18 protein-coding genes are annotated in these 22,078 nt (G+C 66.6%); 5 read left to right on the top strand and 13 right to left on the bottom strand.

What is annotated here, in order from left to right:
- The first annotated feature begins 392 nt into the window (after positions 1 to 392).
- Positions 393 to 1,805: an 8-oxoguanine deaminase gene (locus WK25_RS09510; RefSeq protein WP_040144448.1), complete on the top strand. Its 1,413-nt coding sequence runs from the start codon at positions 393 to 395 to the stop codon at positions 1,803 to 1,805.
- 141 nt (positions 1,806 to 1,946) lie between these two features.
- Here WK25_RS09510 and WK25_RS09505 read toward each other — a convergent pair whose 3' ends face one another.
- Positions 1,947 to 2,876 (bottom strand): LysR substrate-binding domain-containing protein, encoded by a 930-nt coding sequence (locus WK25_RS09505; RefSeq protein ID WP_040144447.1) that lies wholly within the window; start codon positions 2,874 to 2,876, stop codon positions 1,947 to 1,949.
- Positions 2,877 to 3,099: 223 nt separating this feature from the next.
- Entirely contained in the window at positions 3,100 to 3,309 is a 210-nt protein-coding gene (locus WK25_RS09500) for a dodecin (protein ID WP_006755984.1), read from the bottom strand.
- A 145-nt stretch (positions 3,310 to 3,454) separates the two neighbouring features.
- On the opposite strand from WK25_RS09500, the gene WK25_RS09495 reads away from it, so the two are divergent.
- Positions 3,455 to 4,345 (top strand): NAD(P)-dependent oxidoreductase, encoded by an 891-nt coding sequence (locus WK25_RS09495; protein ID WP_069241496.1) that lies wholly within the window; start codon positions 3,455 to 3,457, stop codon positions 4,343 to 4,345.
- Positions 4,346 to 4,421: 76 nt separating this feature from the next.
- On the opposite strand, the gene WK25_RS09490 is transcribed toward WK25_RS09495, so the two are convergent.
- From WK25_RS09490 to WK25_RS09475, 4 genes are all read right to left on the bottom strand, one after another.
- Positions 4,422 to 4,868 (bottom strand): hypothetical protein, encoded by a 447-nt coding sequence (locus tag WK25_RS09490; RefSeq protein ID WP_027784713.1) that lies wholly within the window; start codon positions 4,866 to 4,868, stop codon positions 4,422 to 4,424.
- A 347-nt stretch (positions 4,869 to 5,215) separates the two neighbouring features.
- Complete coding sequence (gene mscL, locus WK25_RS09485) at positions 5,216 to 5,647, bottom strand: large conductance mechanosensitive channel protein MscL (RefSeq protein WP_040144445.1); 432 nt, start codon at positions 5,645 to 5,647, stop codon at positions 5,216 to 5,218.
- Positions 5,648 to 5,885: 238 nt separating this feature from the next.
- The gene (locus WK25_RS09480; RefSeq protein ID WP_069241495.1) at positions 5,886 to 7,070 is read right to left on the bottom strand and encodes a tetratricopeptide repeat protein; all 1,185 of its coding nucleotides are present in this window, start codon (positions 7,068 to 7,070) and stop codon (positions 5,886 to 5,888) included.
- 78 nt (positions 7,071 to 7,148) lie between these two features.
- Entirely contained in the window at positions 7,149 to 7,829 is a 681-nt protein-coding gene (locus WK25_RS09475) for a PspA/IM30 family protein (protein ID WP_040144443.1), read from the bottom strand.
- A gap of 437 nt (positions 7,830 to 8,266) precedes the next feature.
- On the opposite strand from WK25_RS09475, the gene WK25_RS09470 reads away from it, so the two are divergent.
- A complete protein-coding gene (locus WK25_RS09470) occupies positions 8,267 to 10,786 on the top strand; it encodes a penicillin-binding protein 1A (RefSeq protein ID WP_069241494.1) in 2,520 nt (839 codons plus the stop codon).
- A 349-nt stretch (positions 10,787 to 11,135) separates the two neighbouring features.
- Here the strand turns inward: WK25_RS09470 and WK25_RS09465 are convergent, their stop codons facing one another.
- From WK25_RS09465 to mfd, 3 genes are all read right to left on the bottom strand, one after another.
- On the bottom strand, positions 11,136 to 12,155 hold the full coding sequence (locus WK25_RS09465; protein ID WP_040144441.1) for a threonine/serine dehydratase: 1,020 nt from the start codon (positions 12,153 to 12,155) through the stop codon (positions 11,136 to 11,138).
- A gap of 64 nt (positions 12,156 to 12,219) precedes the next feature.
- Positions 12,220 to 13,440 (bottom strand): acetylornithine deacetylase, encoded by a 1,221-nt coding sequence (argE, locus tag WK25_RS09460; protein WP_040144440.1) that lies wholly within the window; start codon positions 13,438 to 13,440, stop codon positions 12,220 to 12,222.
- 96 nt (positions 13,441 to 13,536) lie between these two features.
- Entirely contained in the window at positions 13,537 to 17,094 is a 3,558-nt protein-coding gene (mfd, locus tag WK25_RS09455; protein WP_156789024.1) for a transcription-repair coupling factor, read from the bottom strand.
- 19 nt (positions 17,095 to 17,113) lie between these two features.
- Here mfd and ispD point away from each other — a divergent pair, with 19 nt between their 5' ends.
- Together ispD and ispF are read left to right on the top strand one after the other, a co-directional pair.
- Positions 17,114 to 17,824: a 2-C-methyl-D-erythritol 4-phosphate cytidylyltransferase gene (gene ispD, locus WK25_RS09450; protein WP_069241492.1), complete on the top strand. Its 711-nt coding sequence runs from the start codon at positions 17,114 to 17,116 to the stop codon at positions 17,822 to 17,824.
- A 28-nt stretch (positions 17,825 to 17,852) separates the two neighbouring features.
- On the top strand, positions 17,853 to 18,338 hold the full coding sequence (ispF, locus tag WK25_RS09445) for a 2-C-methyl-D-erythritol 2,4-cyclodiphosphate synthase (protein ID WP_040144437.1): 486 nt from the start codon (positions 17,853 to 17,855) through the stop codon (positions 18,336 to 18,338).
- Between the two features lie 137 nt (positions 18,339 to 18,475).
- On the opposite strand, the gene WK25_RS09440 is transcribed toward ispF, so the two are convergent.
- The 4 genes from WK25_RS09440 to ompR all read right to left on the bottom strand — a co-directional run bounded on the left by WK25_RS09440 (position 18,476) and on the right by ompR (position 21,954).
- Positions 18,476 to 19,003 (bottom strand): carboxymuconolactone decarboxylase family protein, encoded by a 528-nt coding sequence (locus tag WK25_RS09440; RefSeq protein ID WP_040144436.1) that lies wholly within the window; start codon positions 19,001 to 19,003, stop codon positions 18,476 to 18,478.
- Positions 19,004 to 19,079: 76 nt separating this feature from the next.
- Complete coding sequence (locus WK25_RS09435; protein WP_009691824.1) at positions 19,080 to 19,628, bottom strand: peroxiredoxin; 549 nt, start codon at positions 19,626 to 19,628, stop codon at positions 19,080 to 19,082.
- 189 nt (positions 19,629 to 19,817) lie between these two features.
- On the bottom strand, positions 19,818 to 21,179 hold the full coding sequence (locus WK25_RS09430) for an ATP-binding protein (RefSeq protein WP_040144435.1): 1,362 nt from the start codon (positions 21,177 to 21,179) through the stop codon (positions 19,818 to 19,820).
- Positions 21,180 to 21,219: 40 nt separating this feature from the next.
- Entirely contained in the window at positions 21,220 to 21,954 is a 735-nt protein-coding gene (gene ompR / locus WK25_RS09425; protein WP_004192636.1) for a two-component system response regulator OmpR, read from the bottom strand.
- Between the last annotated feature and the right edge of the window lie 124 nt (positions 21,955 to 22,078).

Below are 22,078 nucleotides of genomic sequence, written 5' to 3'. Positions count from 1 at the left end.
GTAAAAAGGTTCCCCGCGCAAATACGGGCGCGATATCAAAGATAATGCGCCGCGCATGAACGGCTGTCGACGGTCGCCGGGCATCCGGTTGCGGCAGCGGATCGCCTCGCATTACCGCGGCTGGCGCGGCCTGCGCGCGGCGTAACATATCGGATCCGTGAAGCGCGGTATTCCGGATCGCGCATTGTGCGCGGCGCGCGCTTGCGCGATGCTGCGGCCGTGCGCGTCGGGCTCAAGTCCGCGCGTACCCCGAAGACGGCATGCACGCCGGGTAACCGGGCCAGCGCGTTCGAACGGACGCAGGCACCGGGGCGTGCCGCGAATCAGCGTTCGAACGGCTTTGTGATGGCCTCCGGGAGCGGTTCCCGGGGGCGGAACGACGCGGAGAACGCATGAACCTCGAGCAGCACGCCGGCGCACGCGCGCCGCACCCATCCTCATCCCGCCCGAAAACCCTGCTGGTCAAGCACGCCGACGTGCTCGTGACCATGGACGACGCGCGTCGCGAACTGCGCGATGCCGGGCTGTACATCGAAGACAACCGGATCGTCGCGGTCGGCTCGAGCGCCGAGCTGCCGGACACGGCCGACGAAGTGCTCGACCTGCGCGGCCACCTCGTGATCCCCGGGCTCGTGAACACGCACCACCACATGTACCAGAGCCTCACGCGCGCGGTGCCGGCGGCGCAGAACGCGGAGCTGTTCGGCTGGCTTACGAACCTGTACCGGATCTGGGCGCATCTGACACCGGAGATGATCGAAGTGTCGACGCTGACCGCGATGGCCGAGCTGCTGCAGTCGGGTTGCACGACGTCGAGCGACCATCTGTACATCTATCCGAACGGCAGCCGCCTCGACGACAGCATCGGCGCCGCGCACCGGATCGGCATGCGCTTTCACGCGAGCCGCGGCGCGATGAGTGTCGGCCAGCGCGACGGCGGGCTGCCGCCGGATTCGGTCGTCGAGCGCGAGCCCGACATCCTGCGCGACGCGCAGCGCCTGATCGAGACCTATCACGACGAAGGCCGCTACGCGATGCTGCGTGTGGTCGTTGCGCCGTGCTCGCCGTTTTCGGTGAGCCGCGGCCTGATGCGCGACGCGGCCGTGCTCGCACGCGACTACGGCGTGTCGCTGCACACACATCTGGCCGAGAACGCCAACGACATCGCGTACAGCCGCGAAAGGTTCGGGATGACGCCCGCCGAATACGCGGAAGATCTCGGCTGGGTCGGCCACGACGTGTGGCACGCGCACTGCGTGCAACTCGACGATGCGGGCATCGGGCTGTTCGCGCGCACCGGCACCGGCGTCGCGCATTGTCCGTGCTCGAACATGCGGCTCGCGTCCGGTATCGCGCCGGTGAAGAAAATGCGGCTTGCGGGTGTGCCCGTCGGCCTCGGCGTCGACGGTTCCGCGTCGAACGACGGCGCGCAAATGGTCGCGGAAGTGCGTCAGGCGCTGCTGCTGCAACGGGTCGGCTTCGGGCCCGATGCGATGACTGCACGCGAGGCGCTCGAGATTGCGACGCTCGGCGGCGCGAAGGTGCTGAACCGCGACGACATCGGCGCGCTGAAGCCCGGCATGGCTGCGGACTTCGCCGCATTCGACCTGCGCCAGCCGCTGTTCGCGGGCGCGCTGCACGATCCGGTCGCGGCGCTGGTGTTTTGCGCGCCGTCGCAGACGGCGTACACGGTGGTGAACGGGAAGGTGGTGGTACGTGAAGGGCGCGTCGCGACGCTCGATCTGCCTCCGATCATCGAACGTCACAACGCGCTCGCGCACGCGCTGGTGGAAGCGTCGCGCTGATGCATCGGCGGGGCGGTCCCGCCGGCCGTTGCGCGGCGCGCGCGCACCGCGGGCCGCCGACTGCGGCCGCCACCGGCCGCGCAGCGCACCGGGTCATCGCGCGACCGCACGACCGGTGCGCGCGGCGCGCGCCGTATGCGATTACGCCTCGATCAGCGTGCGGGTCGCTTCCGCGACGAGGCCGCGCAGCCAGCGCACTTCGTCGGAGTAGTGGCAGCGTTCGTGCCACAGCTGGTAGTACTGCATCGGCGGGAAATCGAGCGGGGCCGGCACGACCGACAGCGGCAGGAACTTCGCGTAATGATCGGCGAACAGGCGCGTCGTCGTGAAGATCAGGTCGGACTTCACCAGCACGTACGGTGCGAGGTTGAAGTACGGCAGCGTGACGACCACGTGGCGCTTGAGCCGTTCGCGCGCGAGGTGCACGTCGATCGCGCCGCGCTGGCCGACCGAGTACGGCGTCGGCGCGAGATGCGGCGCGTTCAGGTACTGGTCGAGCGTGAGCCCGCCGCGCTTCGCGAACGGGTGCGTATTGCTCATCAGGCAGACGATTTCGTCGACGAACAGATTCGACAGGTGCAGTTGCTCGGGCGGCTCCGGCCAGTTGCCGACGACGATGTCGAGCTTGCCGTCTTCCAGCGCGAGCTCGTAGTCGAACGCGGGGCCGAGCGAGTGAAACTCGAGCGTCGCATTCGGCGCGGCCTGGCGGAATCGTTCGACGACCGTCGGCACGAACAGCACGTTCAGGTAGTCGGGACAGCCGATCCGATAGCAGCGGATCGACGTGGCCGGGTCGAAATTGTGCTGTTGAAACTTGATGCGCTCGATTTCGCGCAGCGCATTCTGCACCGGCTCGAGCAGGCGCAGTCCGTATTCGGTCGGGACCATGCCGGACTTGCCGCGCACCAGCAGCGGGTCGCCGGTGATGTCGCGCAGGCGCCGCAGTGCGGCGCTGATCGCCGGCTGCGACTGGTTCAGTTTGACGGCCGCGCGCGTGACGCTGCGCTCCATCAACAAGGTGTGCAAGACGCGCAAGAGGTACGTGTCGATCGCCTCGCGTTGCTGACTCATGGTTTCTCCAGTTTATATGTCCGGGCTGATCGAGGGGGGAGGTGGGTATATGGTTTTTAATATGAACGAAAACCAGCGTCAAGAGATGGATACCCGCAGACGCTCACCGGCCGGGCCTCGCGAAGAAGGCCGAACGGGTGGAATGCAGGCGGACGCGACGTCGTGCGGATGCGCGTTGCACGCATCCGGCAGGTCCGGCGCCGCGCGTGACGCGCGCGGCGCGTCAGTCGTCGATGCGCATGCCGACCTTCAGCGTGACCTGCCAGTGGATCACCTGGTCGCCTTCGATGTGGCCGCGCGTTTCGGTCACCTGGAACCAGTGCAAGTTGTGCAGCGTCTTGCCTGCTTTCGAGATCGCGTTGCGGATGGCGTCGTCGCACGATTGCCGCGACGAGCCGGTCAGTTCGATCAGCTTGTAGACGTGGTCGCTCATGATGCGCTCCCTGTGATGTCGACGTGTGTCGATGTGTGCAGCCGGTGCAAGGTGCGGGCCCGCAGCGGCGCCGCGCGTGTCCGGCTTCTTGAGTGATAGGTATGATGGGCGCCAAGTGCAACCCAAATTGGAGACGAGGACGATCGTGGAAGTCGGATTTTGCGGACCGGGATTGATGGGCGCGCCGATGATTCGGCATTTGCTGGCCGCGGGCCATCGGGTCAGCGTATGGAACCGCACGCGCGGCAAGGCCGAAGCGCTGGAACAGGACGGCGCTCAGGTGGTCGATACGCCGCGCGAACTGGCCGAGCGCGTCGATACGGTGTTCGTATGCGTGCTCGACGGCCGTGCGGTTGGCGATGTCGTATTCGGCGAACATGGCCTCCTTGCCGGCGATGCGGATGCGCGCCGGCTGACGCGCATCGTCGACCATTCGAGCATTGCGCCCGCCGCGACGCGCGACTACGCGGCGCGCGCGGCCGCACTGAACGTCGGCTGGATCGATGCGCCGGTGTCGGGCGGTGTGCCCGGCGCGCAAGCAGGCACGCTCGCGGTGATGGCGGGCGGCGCTGCGGCCGACCTCGACGCGGTGCGACCGTTGATCGACACGTACGCGTCACGCATTACGCACATGGGCGGCGCCGGCGCGGGCCAGACCGCGAAGCTGTGCAACCAGGCGATCGTCACCGCGACGGTGACCGCGATCGCCGAGGCGGTCGGGCTCGCGCAGGCAAGCGGCATCGATGCCGCTCGCCTGGCCGATGCACTCGCGGGCGGCTGGGCGGATTCGGTGCTGTTGCAGACGTTCGTGCCGCGGATGACGTCGGGCGGCCACTCGTCGATCGGCGCGCTTGCCACGTTTCAGAAGGACGTCGATGCAATTGCCGACGCGGCGCGGGACACGGGCGCGGTGATGCCGGTATCGGCGACGGTGCAGCAGGTATTGCGGCTGGGGGCGGCGCAAGGACTGGCCGGTGCCGATTTCGCCGCGTTCATCGACATCGTGCGGCCAGGCCACCGGCGCGGCGGGGCGTGATGATCGCGGCAACGGCGAAACGGGAAACCTGAATGGCCGATGGGCCGCGCGGAGGCGGCCCATCGTGTCGGTATCGTCAGCCGAGTGAACGCGGTGTCGTGTCGCCTGCGTTCTGACGCCCGAGGCCGCCGCGCAGGCTCGCCTTCGTGCCTGCACCAAATTCGGGCAGGATGCGCGCGCGGGCGCGGCTCGCGAATACGAGGAAGCCGAAGCCGTTCGCCTCATACCAGTAGCCGCCGTTCTCGAGGCCGTCGAGCGGCTGCTCGAGTGCGTTGGCGATCGATTCGATGCAGCGTTTGCGCAATTCGGCGATGGCCGGGTAGGGCGGCTGCGCGCCGCGCACGCTGCACAGGAGCACGTCGAGGCCGGGCAGCACATGCGCGTAGAGGACGGGTTCGTCCTGCGCACGAGCGCGGGCAATCTTGGTGTCGAGCTGTGCGAACGGTTTCGAGTGACGCAATACCGCGAGGAATGACTCCTGGCCATCCTGTTGCGCACGTCGACGTTTTTTCGGGAAGGACATAAACACTCGCCTCAAAAACAATTGCAAGAAATGCGGCACTTTCATGCGACCCACTCCCGGCTATGTACGCCGCATGTCGATCCTTTATAGCACACGAAAATGCTGCACTCGTGCGGTACGACGATCAATGTCTCCCGTCGACCCGCCTGCCACGATGATCGACACAGCCAGCGTCTTGGCGCCCGTACTGTCGTTTAGTCTCCATCATAGACCTGCTTTTCCCGCGCGTGCATTCGCGCGTCACAAAAAAGTGTGAAGGCCCGCTTGCGGCGACGCACGATGCGTGCCCGTGAAAAACGAAAAGGCCCGCACGTGGCGGGCCCGGCGACTGCGGCGTGGCGCGATGCTCAGCGCTGCTTGAGCGAATCGCGGATCTCGCGCAGCAGCAGCACGTCTTCCGGCGTCGCGGCCGGTGCGGCTGCTTCCGGCTTGCGCAGCTTGTTGATGAATTTCACCATCAGGAAAATGATGAACGCCAGGATCACGAAGTTGATCGCCACGGTGATGAACGAGCCGTAGCCGAAGACGGCGACGCCCGCGGCCTGCAGGTCCTTGAACGAATCGGGATTACCCTTGAACGACGGCGGGATGGTGCCGAGCAGAACGAACTTGTTCGAGAAATCCAGACCGCCGGTCAGTACGCCGATCACCGGCATGATCAGGTCTTTTACGACCGAGTCGACGATCTTCGAGAATGCGCCACCGATGATCACGCCGACGGCGAGATCCATCACGTTGCCTTTGACGGCGAACTCCTTGAATTCCTTGATTATGCTCATGAGCGGCTTTCTCCTGGTTGGGCGACGGGAGGCGTGCCGCGACGCGCAGGGCTGCGAAGCGTCTGGTGGGATCGGAGGCACGCCGATGTGCCGCATGATAGCGAACGTGCCCCATTGCCGGTAGCCCATCTTGAAATGATTGACAAATCAGGGGGGCGGCCCGAGCGGAATTGACAGGAAGCGCGGAGTACACGACAGCGGGCGCCGTGCGACAGGCCGGCGCCCGCAGGCTCGATGCTCAGGTGTTGTCGTCGGTCCAGCCGTCGTCGTTGCTGCCGAGATCGACGCCGCCGCCGTTGCCGTCGCTCCAGTTCGAATCGTCGCCGCGGCCGAGGTCGAAGCCCGGATCGTTGCTTTCCTGGCGCCGGCGCTGATCGTCGACGATCACGTCGCGTTCGACCACGCGCTCGCGGCCGCCGGACATCGCTTCGCCGAGCAGCACGCCGGTCAGCAGCCCGCCCATGCCGCCACCGAAACCACCGCCTTGCTGGATTACGACAGGCGGCTGCTGTTGCGGATACTGCGGCGGATATGGCTGTTGCGGGTACGGTGGCTGCTGATACGGCTGGCCTTGCGCGCCGGTCACGCGATCTGCTTCCTGCGCGTACACGGAGCCGCTGCCGCTTGCAGTCGCCGCCGGTTGCGCGGCCGGATCGGGCCGCCCTTCGACGCGCGCCTTCACGCTCGCATGACGCTGTTCGAGTTCGTCGAGCCGATAGGGCGGCACCGGGTTCTTCCCGTTGGAAAGCGTTTCGACGAGCGTACGTGCGTCGTTCTCGATGCCTTCGAGCTCGCCGGTCAGCGCGGCGGCGCCGGGCGCCGTCGACAGCTTCGCATCGAGCTTCAGCGGACGGATGTCGTTCAGTACGTCGGTCGCGCGCTTTAACTGCGTGCGGCGTTCGTCGTCGGCGCGGCCGTCGTCGGCCTTGCGCGCACGCCGCAGCGTCCAGCGCAGCACCAGCGCGACGATCGCGACGATCAGCCCGAGGCCGATCCACATGCCGGTCGACGGGCCATGTTTAGCCGGCGGCACCGTCGGCGCGAGCGACGATTGCAACGCACCGCTCTGTGTCGCGGCCGGCGCGGTGCCCGCGATGCGCGCGGCATCCGCGCGAATGCGCGATTCGGTCTGCGCGAAGCGCGTCGCGTCGGTGAAGCGCAATTGCGGATCGAGCGACTTCGCTTTCTGCAGCTGTGCGAGTGCGTCGGATGCGCGGCCTTCACGGTCCAGCACCTGCGCGTACAGGTAGCGCGCATGCGCGTTGTTCGGATGGGCGTCGATGACTTGCGACAGCTGCGTGTCGGCGCGCTGCCAGTCGCGTTGTGCGATCGACTGCTCGACTTGCTGCAGCGACGGGACCGCAAATGCGGCGGACGACAGCAGCATCAGCGAGAAGCCAAGTGCGGCGAGAGATTTCTTCATGGTCGAACCGGGCGCGAGCGCCCGTCTCCTGACGATCGGTGCGCGCCGCGGCCCCAATGGGCAGCGGCGCGGTGGCCGTTACTGCGCGGGCGTGTCGAGCTGCTTCTTCAGCGCGGCGAGGCGGTCCTCGACCGACGGGCCCTTGTTCAGCGCGGCGAGCTTGTCGTCGAGCGCCTTGCCGCTCGACGTGTCGGCCGAATTCAGGCGTGCGTCCGAGCGTGCGTTCTGCAGCGCGACCTTGTCCTCGAGCTTCTGGAAGTCTTCTGACAGGTTCTTGCCGCCGATGCCGCCCAATGCGCTTGCCGCGACGTCCTTCGCCTGCGCGATTTCCTGCTTCGCCTGCAGGATGTTCGAGCGTGCGTTCAGATCGTTGCGGCGCTGACGCATGTCGGCGATCTGCCCCTTCAGCTTCTCGACCGACGGTTCGAGGGTGGCGAGTTCGGCCGCGAGCGCGTCGCGTTCGGCTTCGGCGTTAGCCTGTGCGGCGAGCGCCTCGCGCGCGAGCGCTTCGTCGCCGGCCTGCAGGGCGCGCTTGGCGCCGTCCTCGTACTTCTTCACCTTGTCGTCGGCTGCATCGCGCTTGCTGCGCTGGGTCGCGACCTGTGCTTCGATCTCGATCAGCGAATTCTCGGCGCGGCCGATGCTGTCGTCGAGCTCCCGCACGATCTGCCGTGCGTCGCGCGACGGATCCTGTACCGAGTCGGCCGCGTCGTTCAGCAGGCCTTTGATCGTGCGCGAAATAGAGTCGAAAAGCGACATGAAATCCTCCGTGGTTGAAAGGCGCCGCGTGAGCGGCAGTGCCCGTCGCGAATCGGATCCGACCCGCGTGAGCTGGCGGATATTACACCGCCGGCCCCTTAAATACGGCTTAAGCGCGGCAGTTCAAGCGGTGCGTGCACCGCGCATGCGAACCTTTCGCACCTGAAAGAAACGCCGCCGCGTGCGCACGGTTGCGTGTCCATCATAGGCCGAGCAGGCGGCCAATACGTTCGACCCTTCACGCTCGCGCGGGAATTTTTACAAAAAATCGCGAAGCCGCCCGGTCGATTTCATTAAAATGCGCTGTCACGTCGCGGGAACGGATCGCCGCGCGGCGCGGTCTGTCGACGTGACAGTTTCCAGATGCACCCACTCTGATTCATCCGCTTGCATTTCCGCATGCGTCCGAGGGCACCTCGTCTGCCCGCCATTCCGACATGCCAATTATCAAACGACCGTCTTCTCCTTCCGACCGGAACGAACCTCACTACACGTTGCGCCGTTCGCCGTCGGGCGCCTATTACCCCGATGACGACCACGGCGACGATCGCGGCGCGCAGCAGCGCCGCGCGAGCGGGAGCGGCGGCCGTCGCTCGTTCGGCTCGCGCGTCGCGCTGTGGTTCGTCGGCCTGTTCGCGACGCTCGCGGTCGTCGGCGCGCTGATCGTCGGCTACGCGCTCGTCGTGATGGCGCCGCAACTGCCGTCGCTCGATGCGCTGACCAACTATCAGCCGAAGGTGCCGCTGCGCGTGTTCTCGGCGGATCACGTGCTGATCGGCGAGTTCGGCGAGGAGCGCCGCAGCCTCGTGCGCTTCCAGGACATCCCCGACGTGATGAAGAAAGCGGTGCTCGCGATCGAGGACTATCGCTTCTACGAACACGGCGGCGTCGATTTCCTCGGCATCCTGCGCGCGGGCGTGGCCGACCTGATGCACGGCGGCGCGCGCCAGGGCGCGAGCACGATCACGATGCAGGTCGCGCGCAACTTCTTCCTGTCGAGCGAGAAGACCTACACGCGCAAGATCTACGAAATGCTGCTCGCGTACAAGATCGAGCGCGCGCTGACGAAGGACCAGATTCTCGAGCTGTACATGAACCAGATCTATCTGGGCCAGCGCTCGTACGGCTTCGCGGCCGCAGCGCGCGTGTATTTCGGCAAGGACCTGAAGGACATCACGCTCGCCGAAGCGGCGATGCTCGCGGGGCTGCCGAAGGCGCCGTCCGCGTATAACCCGGTCGTCAATCCGAAGCGCGCGAAGGTGCGCCAGGAGTACATCCTGAAGCGCATGCTCGAAATCGGCTACATCACGCAGCCGCAGTACGACCAGGCTGTGAAGGAAGAGATCCACGTGCGCACGCCGGGCAACCAGTACGCGGTGCACGGCGAATACGTCGCCGAGATGGTGCGGCAGATGATGTACCAGCAGTACAAGGACGAAACCTACACGCGCGGGCTGACCGTCACGACGACGATCAACTCGGCCGACCAGGAAGCGGCATATCAGGCCGTGCGCCGCGGCATTCTCGATTACGAGCGCCGCCATGGCTATCGCGGGCCGGAAGGTTCGATCAACCTGCCGGCGGCCGGAGACGAGCGCGACGAGGCGATCGACGACGCGCTCGCCGATCACCCGGATAACGGCGACCTGCAATCGGCGGTGGTGCTGTCGGCGTCGCCGAGCGCGGTCGACGTGCAGTTCGTCGGCGGCGCGACGACGACGATCGGTCCGGCCGGGCTGCGCTTCGTGTCGGGCGCGCTGAGCCCGCGCGCGAACGCGACGCTGCGCATCAAGCCGGGCTCGATCGTGCGCGTGATGAAGGATGGCAAGACGGGTTGGCAGGTCGTGCAGCTGCCGCAGGTCGAAGGCGCGCTCGTCGCGATCGCGCCGCAGGACGGTGCGATCCGCTCGCTCGTCGGCGGCTTCGATTTCAACAAGAGCAAGTTCAACCATGTGACGCAGGCGTGGCGCCAGCCGGGTTCATCGTTCAAGCCGTTCATCTATTCGGCGTCGCTCGACAAGGGGATGGGGCCGGCGACGATCATCAACGACGCGCCGCTGTACTTCCCGCCGAGCGTGCCGGGCGGCACTGCATGGGAGCCCAAGGACGACGACCAGCCTGACGGACCGATGTCGATGCGCACCGCGCTGCAGCGGTCGAAGAACCTCGTATCGATCCGGATTCTCGCGTCGATCGGCACGCAGTACGCGCAGCAGTACGTGACGCAGCGCTTCGGCTTCGATCCGGCGAAGACCCCGCCGTATCTGCCGATGGCGCTGGGCGCCGGGCTCGTCACGCCGCTGCAGCTCGCGGCCGGCTACGCAGTGTTCGCGAACGGCGGCTACAAGGTCGATCCCTATCTGATCGCGGAGGTGGACGACGCGCGCGGCCAGCCGCTGCAGAAGGCGCAGCCGGTCATCGCAGGCGGCACCGCGCCGCGCACGATCGAAGGGCGCAATGCGTACGTGATGAACAGCCTGCTGCATACGGTCGCGACGGCCGGCACGGGCGCCGGCACCAACGCGCTCGGTCGCAGCGACCTGCAGGGCAAGACCGGTACGACGAACGACGCGAAGGACGGCTGGTTCGCGGGTTACCAGCAGTCGCTCGTCGCGGTCGCATGGATGGGCTTCGACCAGCCGAAGACCCTCGGCAGCCGCGAATTCGGCGCGCAGCTCGCGCTGCCGATCTGGGTGAACTACATGCGCACTGCGCTCAACGGCGTGCCCGAGCAGCAGATGCCGATGCCGGACGGCCTGACGACAATCGACGGCGAGCTGTACTACTCTGACCGCACGCCGGGCAACGGCTTCGTCGGCAGCGTGGACATCAATCCGGCCGACAACGCAATCAGCGCGAACGATGCGCTCGGCTCGGCCGGCGCCGCGGGCCTCACGCCGCCGCCTGTCACGCAGCAGGAGAAGCAGCAGATCATGGACATGTTCGAGAGCAAGTAAGCGGCACGCGGATTGGTCTGATACGACGGGCGCCTTCGGGCGCCCGTTTTTTTTTGCGTGTCGCACACGCGTGGCGGATGAGCCGCCAAGGCGGCGGACGCCGCATCAGGACGACGAACAGGGCGGGATGAGGGTGATGCCGACCGGGGCGCGCCTGCCGAGCGCGTGCCGCATTGCACGTTGCCGTGCCGCGATACGCGCATTCGGCGGCGGCATCTGCCTATTTCGCGGCCTGCGCGCCGTGCGCGCATAAAACGCTGCGCACTCAATCACTTGCGTGCTTGTGCGCGGGGTTATCAACAGGGCTGTCAACATAAACTGGGGATAACCCTCACCGGCGTGCGGGGCGTCAGCGCTGCCGCGTCGCGTGCGCGAGATGCATGCCGAGCGTCGCCGGATCGGTGTTCGTGCCGGACAGCAGTATGCCGACCCGCTTGCCCTGCAGCGTTTCGCGCAGCGGGCCGAGCAGCGCCGCGAGCGGCGCCGCGCACGCCGGTTCGACCGACAGCTTCAGATGCGTGAACAGGAACAGCATCGCCGCACGCAACGCGTCGTCGGATACGGTGACGATGCGGTCGACGTGGCGCCGGCACAGCTGGTAGCTGTATTCCTCGGTGTGCGGCGCCATCAGCGAATCGGCGATCGTTTGCATCGCGCTCATCTTGATCGTGTGATTCGCCGCAAAGCTGCGGCTCATCGCGTCGGCGCCTTCCGGTTCGACGCCATATACGTGCACGCGCGGATTCGCGAGCCGCAGCGCGGTCGCCATGCCGGCCGCGAGGCCGCCGCCGCCGATCGGCACGATCACCGCGTCGAGATCGGGCGTCTGCGTCGCCCATTCGTAGCCGAGCGTCGCGGTGCCGAGAATCGTGTGATAGCCGTTGAACGGATGAATGAAGAAGCGGCCTTCCTCGGCCTCGATGCGCCGCACGAGGTCGAAAGCCTGCGATGCGCTGCCGGCGAGCACGACTTCCGCGCGGTACTGCTTGCACTGCGCGATGCGCGTGGGGCTCGCGGTATGGAACATCACGACCTTCGCGCTGCTGCCGAGCCGCATCGCCGCATACGCAACGGCTGCCGCGTGATTGCCCGCCGACACGCAGGTGACGCCGGCGTTCTTGCGCGCCTCGTCGAGCGCGAGCAGGTGCGTGAACGCGCCGCGCGCCTTGAAGCTGCCGCTTGCCTGCAGCAGCTCGAACTTGAAGTTGACGTGCGTGCCCTCGAGGGACGGCAGGTCGGCGCGCTCGAACACCGGCGTGCGTGCGACCCACGGCGACAACGCGAAGTGCTGCGCGGCGATTTCGTCGAGCGTCGGGATCGGCTCGCCGTCGATCGTCGTATGGGCAGTGCCCTGTTGTTCGTTCGACATGACGTGGCGGGTGGGGGCGGGAGGGAGCCTGCCCGCGCACGCGGGCAGGCGGCGGCGCGGGCAGTCAGTGTGCGTCGACCGACATGCTGCGGATGAATTTGCGCAGAAACTGCTCGCATGCGGCGAGCTGCGCGAGCTCGACGTATTCGTTCGGCTTGTGCGCCTGCTCGATGTTGCCGGGCCCGCAGACGACGCTCGGGATCCCCGCGCGTTCGAACAGCCCGGCCTCGGTGCCGTACGCGACCTTGCGCTTGTCCTGGTCGGCCGTCAGCGCGCGCACGAGCTGCGTGATTGCGGCCTGTTCGGTCGCGTCGAGCCCCGGCGCCGCGGCGATTTTCGAGAATTCGATCGCCGCGTTCGGGTGCTCGCGCCGCATCTGCGGCAGCAGCGTTTCCTGCGCATACGCTTCGATGCGCGCGAAGATCTGTTCGGGGTCGAGCGTCGGCAGGTTGCGGAATTCGAAGTCGAACCGGCATTCGGCCGGCACAGTGTTGATTGCGTTGCCGCCCTGGATCGTGCTCGTCTGCGCGGTCGTGAACGGCACGTCGTACAGCGCGTCGAACGGCCCTTCGGCGCGAAAGCGCTCGGCGATGTCGCGGATGTGGCAGATCAGCCGCGCCGCGTATTCGATCGCGTTCAACCCCTTCGGCGTCAGCGACGAGTGTGCCGCGTGGCCGCGCACGCAGCAGCGGTACGCATTGATGCCCTTGTGCGCGATGATCGGCCGCATGCTGGTTGGCTCGCCGACGATGCAGCCGGACGGCTTCACGCCGCGCTTGACGAGATCGGCGATCAGCAGCGGTGCGCCCGCGCAGCCGATTTCCTCGTCATAGGACAGCGCGAAATGGATCGGCTTCGCGAGCTTCGTCGCCTGCATGTCGGGCAGCAGCGCAAGCGCCGCGCCGATGAAGCCTTTCATGTCGCAGGTGCCGCGGCCGTACAGGCGGCCGTCGCGCAGCTCCGGCGCGAACGGGTTGCTGTCCCACTGCTGGCCGTCAACCGGCACGACGTCGGTGTGGCCCGACAGCACGATGCCGCCGTCGGTCGAGCCGTCGTGCGCGGGCACCGTCGCGAACAGGTTCGCCCAGCCTTCGCGCGAATCGTGCGTGAGCGTCGACTCGATACCTTGCGCGGCGAGCGCGTCGCGCACCGTTTCGATCAGGCCGAGATTCGGCACGCGGCTCGTCGTGTCCATCGACACCAGCTGCTTGATCCAGGGCAGGCTGACGAGCGAAGCGTCGCCTTGGTCGGCGGCGGACGGCGCCGGCGCGTCGAGAGTGGACATGGCAAAACTCCGTCTGAGGAATGGGAAAATCATACTCAAAAACGCGTCTGCACGCCTTCGCCGGCCGCGATGCGGTGCAGCATCGCGGCCGTGAGGTCAACGTGCTGCGCTCGCCACATCCACGCGCGGTGCGAGCGCGCGCAACGTTTCCTTGATCGTCGACACACGGATCGCGAGATCGGGCGAGCGCGTTTCGATGCGCAGCTTGTCCTGCCCCGCGAGCTTGATGTGGCGGTGCTTCTGCACCATCTCGATGATGCGCATCGGATCGATCGGCGGACTCGGCTCGAACTGCAGCCCGATCGCGGCTTCGCTCGCGTCGATCTTCACGATGCCAAGCGGCTTCGCGGCGAGCCGCAGCCGATGCGTCTCGACGAGTGCGTGCGCCTGCGGCGGCAGCTTGCCGAAGCGGTCGATCAGCTCTTCCTGGATGCTGTCGATCGCGTCGCCGTGCTCGCAGTTCGCAAGCCGCTTGTACAGCGACAGCCGCTCCTGCACGTCCGCGCAGTAGTCGGCCGGCAGGATCGCGGGCGCGTGCAGGTTGATTTCCGTCGTCGCGGCGAGCGGTGCGGTGAGGTCGGGTTCCTTGCCGTTCTTCAGCGCCTTCACCGCGTCGTTCAGCATGTCGGTATACAGTTGGAAGCCGATCTCGTGGATCTCGCCCGACTGCTTGTCGCCGAGCACCTCGCCGGTGCCGCGGATCTCGAGGTCGTGCATCGCGAGATAGAAGCCCGAACCGAGTTCTTCCATCTGCTGAATCGCCTCGAGCCGGCGCTGTGCCTGTTTGGTGAGCGACTGCGGATCGTGGACCAGCAGGTACGCGTACGCCTGGTGGTGCGAACGGCCGACGCGGCCGCGCAGCTGGTGAAGCTGCGCGAGGCCGAACTTGTCCGCGCGGTGCATGATGATCGTGTTCGCGCTCGGCACGTCGATGCCGGTTTCGATGATGGTCGTGCACAGCAGCACGTTCGCGCGCTGCGCGACGAAATCGCGCATCACGCGTTCGAGTTCGCGCTCGTGCATCTGGCCGTGCGCGATCACGATGCGCGCTTCGGGCACGAGTTCCTCGAGCTTCGCCTTGCGATTCTCGATCGTCTCGACCTCGTTGTGCAGGAAGTACACCTGGCCGCCGCGCTTCAGTTCGCGCAGCATCGCCTCGCGGATCACGCTTTCTTCCTCGCGACGCACGAAGGTCTTGATCGCGAGCCGCTTCTGCGGCGCAGTCGCGATCACCGAGAAATCGCGCAACCCTTCGAGCGCCATCCCGAGCGTGCGCGGGATCGGCGTCGCGGTCAGCGTCAGCACGTCGACTTCCGCGCGCAGCGCCTTCAGCGCTTCCTTCTGGCGCACGCCGAAGCGGTGCTCCTCGTCGATGATCACGAGGCCGAGCCGCTTGAATTGCACGTCCGACGACAGCAGCTTGTGCGTGCCGATCACTATGTCGACGCTGCCTTCGTTGATCTGCGCGATCGCCGCGTTCACTTCCTTCGTCGTCTTGAAGCGCGACAGCTCGACGATACGCACCGGCCAGTCGGCGAAACGATCGGCGAAGGTCTGCGTGTGCTGCTCGGCGAGCAGGGTGGTCGGCGACAGCAGCGCGACCTGCTTGCCGCCCATGACCGCGATGAACGCCGCGCGCAGCGCCACCTCGGTCTTGCCGAAGCCGACGTCGCCGCACACGAGGCGGTCCATCGGCTTGCCGCTCGTCATGTCGCCGATCACGGCCGCGATCGCCGCGGCCTGGTCGGGCGTTTCCTCGAAGCCGAAGCTCTCCGCGAACTTCACGTAGTCGCGCGGCTCCAGCGCGAATGCATGGCCTTCCCGCGCCGCGCGGCGGGCATACAGGTTCAGCAGCTCGGCGGCCGTGTCGCGGATCTGCTGCGCGGCCTTGCGCTTCGCGCGCTCCCACTGGCCGGAGCCGAGCGCGTGCAGCGGCGCGCTGTCGGGATCGGCGCCGCTGTAGCGCGAGATCACGTGCAGCTGCGCGACCGGCACGTACAGCTTGCTTTCGCCCGCGTATTCGAGGTGCAGGAATTCGGTCTCGCCTTCGCCGAGATCCATCGACACGAGGCCCATGTAGCGGCCGATCCCGTGCTGCGCGTGCACGACGGGATCGCCGACCTTCAGCTCCGACAGGTCGCGCACCATCGCGTCGACGTTGCTTGCCTGTTCCTGCCGGCGGCGTCCGGCGCGGCGGCCGAGCGCGCCGTACAGCTCGGTTTCGGTGACGACCGCGTAGCCTTCGCCCGGGATCGCGAAGCCGTTCGCGAGCGGCGCGACGCCGAGCGCGAACGGCGCGTCGCTTTCCAGCCAGCCTGCGAAGTGGTCGTTCGACGCGGGGCGCAGGCGATGCTCGGCGAGCAGTTGCAGGATCGTTTCGCGGCGGCCGGCAGATTCCACCGTCAGCAGCACGCGCTTGCCGGACGATTCGACGAACGTGCGCAGCGCGGCGAGCGGGTCGTCCGCATGACGATCGACGGTCAGCTCGGGCAGCGCCGTCGCCCAGCCGCCGGCCGGCTGCGCGGGCAGCACGACGCGCGCGAACGGCTTCGCGAACGCGAAGAAGTCCTCGTCCGACAGGAACAGGCGCTGCGGCTCGAGGATCGGCCGTTCGCGATCATGCGCGAGGAACGCGTGGCGCTGCTTCGTGTCGGCGGTGAAGCGGCGGATCGACGCTTCCAGATCGCCGGCGAACACCAGATGCGCGTCCTGCGGCAGGTAGTGGAACAGCGTAGCCGTTTCGTCGAAGAACAGCGGCAGGTAATACTCGATACCGGCCGACGGCACGCCGTTGCCGATGTCCTTGTAGATCGGCGCGCGGCTCGGGTCGCCCTCGAAGGTTTCGCGCCAGCGGCTGCGAAATGCCGTGCGCGCTGCCTCGTCGAACGGAAATTCGCGACCCGGCAGCAGGCGCACGTCGCGGACCGGGTACAGGCTGCGCTGCGTATCGGGGTCGAACGCGCGGATCGAGTCGACCTGGTCGTCGAACAGGTCGATCCGGTACGGCAGCGGCGAGCCCATCGGATACAGGTCGATCAGCGACCCGCGCACGCAGTATTCGCCGGGCCGCACGACCTGGCTCACGTGCTCGTAGCCGGCGAGCGTGAGCTGCGCCTTCAGCTTCGCTTCGTCGAGCCGTTCGCCTTGCGCGAACGCGAACGTGTACGCGGCCATGAACGACGCGGGCGGCATCCGGTACAGCGCGGTTGTCGCGGGCACGAGCAGAATGTCGCAGCGGCCCTCGCCGAGGTCGTGCAGCGTCGCGAGACGCTCGGACACGAGATCCTGGTGCGGCGAGAACGTGTCGTACGGCAGCGTCTCCCAGTCCGGCAGCAGGCGCACGCGCGCGTCCGGCGAGAAGTAGCGGATTTCCTGCGACAGCCGCTGCGCGTCGACCGCGTTCGCGCAGATCACCGCGAGAAGCGGGACCGCGTCGCGGTTGTCGGCGAGATAGCGGGCGATGGCGAGCGCGTCGGCGGAGCCGTGCGCGCCGTCGAAGGCGAACCGCTGGCCCGGTTTGACGCGGGCGACGGGCGAGGCGAACGGGATGGAAGCGTTGTCTGGCATAGGGACGGCAGGGTGGCGGGCACGGGCGCGGCACGGCGCGCCGGTCGAGACGAAAGACCTATTATAAAATCCGCTTCTCGATTTCACCTTTCCGGCGTTTTCTTTCGTGACTCCCCGACTTTTCGCCCTGATTCCCTGCGCCGGCACGGGCAGCCGCTCCGGTTCGGCCGTGCCGAAGCAATATCGCACGCTGGCCGGTCGCGCGCTTCTGCATTACACGCTCGCCGCGTTCGACGCGTGCAGCGAATTCGCGCAGACGCTCGTCGTCCTCGCGCCCGACGACACGCACTTCGATGCGCGCCGCTTCGCGGGCCTGCGCTTCGCGGTGCGCCGCTGCGGCGGCGGCTCGCGCCAGGCATCGGTGCTCAACGGGCTGCTCGAGCTGGCCGAATTCGGCGCGACCGACCAGGACTGGGTGCTCGTGCACGACGCCGCCCGGCCCGGCATCACGCCCGAGCTGATCCGCACGCTGGTCGCGACGCTGAAGGACGATCCGGTGGGCGGAATCGTCGCACTGCCGGTCGCCGATACGCTCAAGCGCGTGCCGGCCGGCGGTGACGCGATCGCGCGCACCGAATCGCGCGACGCGCTGTGGCAGGCGCAGACACCGCAGATGTTCCGCATCGGCATGCTGCGCGACGCGATCCTGCGCGCGCAGCGGGAAGGGCACGACCTGACCGACGAGGCCAGCGCGATCGAGTGGGCGGGCCATACGCCGCGCGTCGTGCAGGGCAGCCTGCGCAACTTCAAGGTCACGTACCCGGAAGATTTCGCGCTCGCGGAAGCGATTCTCGCGCGCCCCGCGAACGCTTCCTGACATTCATCTCATCTCAATCGGAATACGCATGGATTTCAGAATCGGACAAGGCTACGACGTGCACCAGCTCGTCGAAGGGCGCACCCTCATCATCGGCGGCGTGACGATCCCGTACGAGCGCGGCCTGCTCGGCCACTCGGACGCCGACGTGCTGCTGCACGCGATCACCGATGCGCTGTTCGGCGCGGCGGCGCTCGGCGACATCGGCCGTCATTTCTCCGACACCGATGCGGCGTTCAAGGGTGCGGACAGCCGCGTGCTGCTCCGTGAGTGCGCGGCGCGCGTGAAGGCGGCCGGCTTCGCGATCCAGAACGTCGACAGCACCGTGATCGCGCAGGCGCCGAAGCTCGCGCCGCATATCGACGGGATGCGCGCAAACATTGCTGCCGATCTCGGGGTGCCGCTCGATCGCGTGAACGTGAAGGCGAAGACCAACGAGAAGCTCGGCTACCTCGGCCGGGGCGAGGGGATCGAGGCACAGGCCGCGGCGCTGCTGGTGAAGCAGCACGCGTGAGCGCCCGAGGCCGGCTCGACGCCGGCCGCAAACGGCGCCCGGCGTTCGGGCCATTGCGTCGCCGGAATGAAAAAATGCCACGCGCTTGCGTGGCATTTTCGTTTGGCGCGCCGGCCGGTACGGCGACGCGCCGCCGCTTATTCGCCTTCGGCGGCGATCACCTGCGCGGCGGCGTTGATGACCGACGCAATGCGGCCGACGTCGCGCAGCTGCGTCGTCGTCATGCCTTGCTCGTTCTTCAGCAACGCGTAGTGCGACTTCACGCAGAAGTGGCACTTGCCGACGATGGACGCGGCAAGCGCGTACATTTCGAACCGGCGCTTGTCGACGCCGCCGTGCGACGCATACGCGCCCATACGCAGCTCGGCGCGCTGTGTTTTCAGATCGGCGTCGTCGGCCATCTCGACATACGGATACCAGGTGTTGTTCATCCCCATCAGCGCAGCGGCCGTCAGCGCCGCGTTTGTCTCTTCGGGCGACAGCACGCCGGCTTCGCGGATCGCCTTCACGAGGACCGTGCTCTTCGCCGCAACGGCCGCCGCCAGCGCCACGCCGACCGCATCGTTGCCCTCGAGCGACGAACGCGAAATCGTGCCGTCGAGGTTCAGGCGAATGTCCTTCGCGTAGTCGGGGATACGTGCCTTAATCGAGTCGATGAATTCCATTGATATCTCCTATGGGTTGGCCGTTAAAAAAGCCCGCAGGCAGAAGGTACGCCGCGGGCTTCGTGCATCGATGCGCTTACAGCGTTGCGCCGCCGACTGCGCGGTTGCACGGGCACAGTTCGTCCGTTTGCAGGCCGTCCAGAATGCGCAGCACTTCTTCCGGGCTGCGGCCGACGTTCAGGTTGTTCACCGAAACGTGCTGGATCGTGTTGTCCGGATCGACGATGAACGTCGCGCGCAGGGCCACGCCGGCTTCCTTGTCGCGCACGCCGAGCTGGTCGATCAGTTCGCCCTTGACGTCGCCGAACGAGTAGTGGTTCAGCTTGTCGAGATCCTTGTGCTCACGGCGCCATGCGAGCTTCACGAATTCGTTGTCCGAGCTGCCGCCGAGCAGGACGGCGTCGCGCTCTTCGAACTGCTTCGCGAGCTTTGCGAATTCGACGATTTCCGTCGGGCACACGAACGTGAAGTCCTTCGGATAGAAGTAGATGATCTTCCACTTGCCCGGGAACGACGCTTCGGTGACGGTCTCGAACGCCGACTGGCCGTTTTCCTCGTGATTGTTGAAGCCCGGCTTCGCGGCTACGACGGTGAATGCTTCGAGTTTATCGCCCACGGTTTTCATGCGGATACTCCTGTGTGAGTTGGGAAGAAGACTGAATCAAGCTACCTCGGTGCTGCAACGTTGATGTGACAGCATGGGTCAGACTATAACACTATTACCAAAACGATTCAATAGATTTTGACTAAGGAAACTCATAGTTTTTTTCAACCGCGCCGATAGTGTGGCGCGCAAGAAGCGTGCGCGAGCGCGTCACGCCGCCGCACGCGCCTTGCCGGCGCCGGGGAATTCCAGCGTGACTTCGAGGCCTGCTTCCGGGCTGCGGTTGCGCAGGCGCAGCGCACCGCGATAGCGGCCGACAAGGCGCAGCACGATCGCCATGCCGAGGCCGGTGCCGTCCGCCTTGGTCCGCGCCGTGTCGACGCGGTAGAACGGCCGCATCACGAGCGGCAATTGATCTTCGGGAATCCCGGGACCTTCGTCGCTCACCGACAGCTCGACGCGCGCGTGCGTTACGCGCGTCTCGAGCGTGATGCGCGAAATCCCGTCGTCGCGGCTCTGCCCGTATTTGCGCGCGTTCTCGACGAGGTTGCCGATCACGCGGCGCATGTCCGTTTCGTCGGCTTCGATCACGGCGCTCGGCGCGAGGCGCGTGCGGATCTCGACACCATCCTCGCTCGACACGCGCGCGGCGACTTCATGCGCGATCGACGACAGGTCGACCGGCTCCGGCTTGCGCTGCGTCGGCCGCGCGTAGTCGATAAAGGCGGCGATGATGCGGTCCATCTGCTCGATGTCGTCGACCATCGCGTCCTTCGTCGCCTGGTCGGATGGGCTCATTTCGGTTTCGAGCCGCAGCCGCGCGAGCGGCGTGCGCAGGTCGTGCGAGATGCCGGCGAGCATCAGCGCGCGATCGGCCTCGAGCTGCTCGAGGTCGCGCACCATCTGGTTGAAGCTGCGATTGGTCTCGGCCGCGACGCCCATCCCGCGCTCGGGCAGCGGATCGGGTGCCTGGCCGGAACCGACCTGGCGCGCCGCGAGCGCGAGTCGCGAGAACGGCCGGTTCACGAGGCTCGTGATGAACGCCGAGCCGAACAGCGACAGCGCGAGCGCGAACAACCCCCAGCCGGCCCACTGCAGGCCAGTGACGTTGTCCAGTTGGTCGCGATCGAGCGCGACCCAGTAATCGTCGTCGTCGATCTTGAAGCTGATCCACACGCCCGGGATGTCGTTGACCGACTGCGCGATCACGGTATCGTCCCCGAGCCGGCTGCGGATGTCGTGTTCGATCAGACGGTTCAGCGATTCGTCGGGCTGGAGCTTGAACTTGTCGGTTTTCTCGCGCGGGTACACGCGCACGCCCTCGTTGCTCTCCAGATCCTGCAGCAGCGCGCGCCGCAAGTCGGGATCGGAATAGAGCAGGGCGGTGCGCGTGAGTTTCACGACCGCGACGAGCTGGAGCGCGACGCGCTGCGCGCGCGGCTCCCGCTCGATCACGCGAAAGCTCTGGAACCACGCGGCGAGACTGACCGAGATCAGCAGCGCGATCAGCAGGAAGGTGCGCCAGAACAGCCCGCCGAACGCGAGCTGCAGAAGGCGCCGGTCGATACGCATGGGACGGGCCGTGGGCGGGCGAAACCGGAAAGAAGGGAGATCAGGCAGCGCCGTCCGGGATGAACACGTAGCCGAGGCCCCAGACGGTCTGGATGAAACGCGGGCTGCCCGGATCGGGTTCGATCAGTTTGCGCAGGCGCGAGATCTGCACGTCGAGGCTGCGGTCGAACACTTCGTATTCGCGGCCGCGCGCAAGCTCCATCAGCTTTTCACGCGACAGCGGCTGGCGCGGATGACGTGCGAACACCTTGAGCACCGAGAATTCGCCGGTGGTCAGCGGAATCTCCTGGCCGGACTTCGTCAGCGTGCGCGTTGCGAGGTTCAGCGAGAATTCGCCAAACTCGAACACCTCGGTGGTTTCAGACGGCGCACCCGGCAACTCGGCCGGCGCCTGGCGGCGCAGCACCGCATGAATGCGCGCGACCAGTTCGCGCGGGTTGAACGGTTTCGGCAGGTAGTCGTCGGCGCCCATCTCGAGACCGACGATTCGATCGACATCCTCGCCCTTCGCGGTGAGCATGATGATCGGCGTGCGGTCGTTGCTGCCGCGCAGGCGGCGGCAGATCGACAGGCCGTCCTCGCCGGGCAGCATCAGATCGAGCACGAGCAGGTCGAAGCGCTCGCGCACCCAGAGCTTGTTCATCGCCGTCGCGTTCTCCGCGACGTATACGTTGAAACCCTGCTCGCCGAGATATCGGCGCAGCAGATCGCGCAGGCGCGGGTCGTCGTCGACGACGAGAATCTTGGAGGGGTTTTTCGTTTCCATGAGCGGCATCTTATCGCGAATGGGAAATTACGCACGGTCGCGTATTTTCGCGCGTTACAGTCCGTTACAAAATTTACCCGTAGTGTCGCGCGGAGTAAAGGCACGCTATAGAGATTCCTTTACTCGAAGCCGA

This window comes from Burkholderia latens (assembly GCF_001718795.1).
GTDB classification, from domain to species: domain Bacteria; phylum Pseudomonadota; class Gammaproteobacteria; order Burkholderiales; family Burkholderiaceae; genus Burkholderia; species Burkholderia latens_A.
Note: the sequence above shows the minus strand (reverse complement) of the source record. Positions and strands in the feature narration are given on the sequence as shown.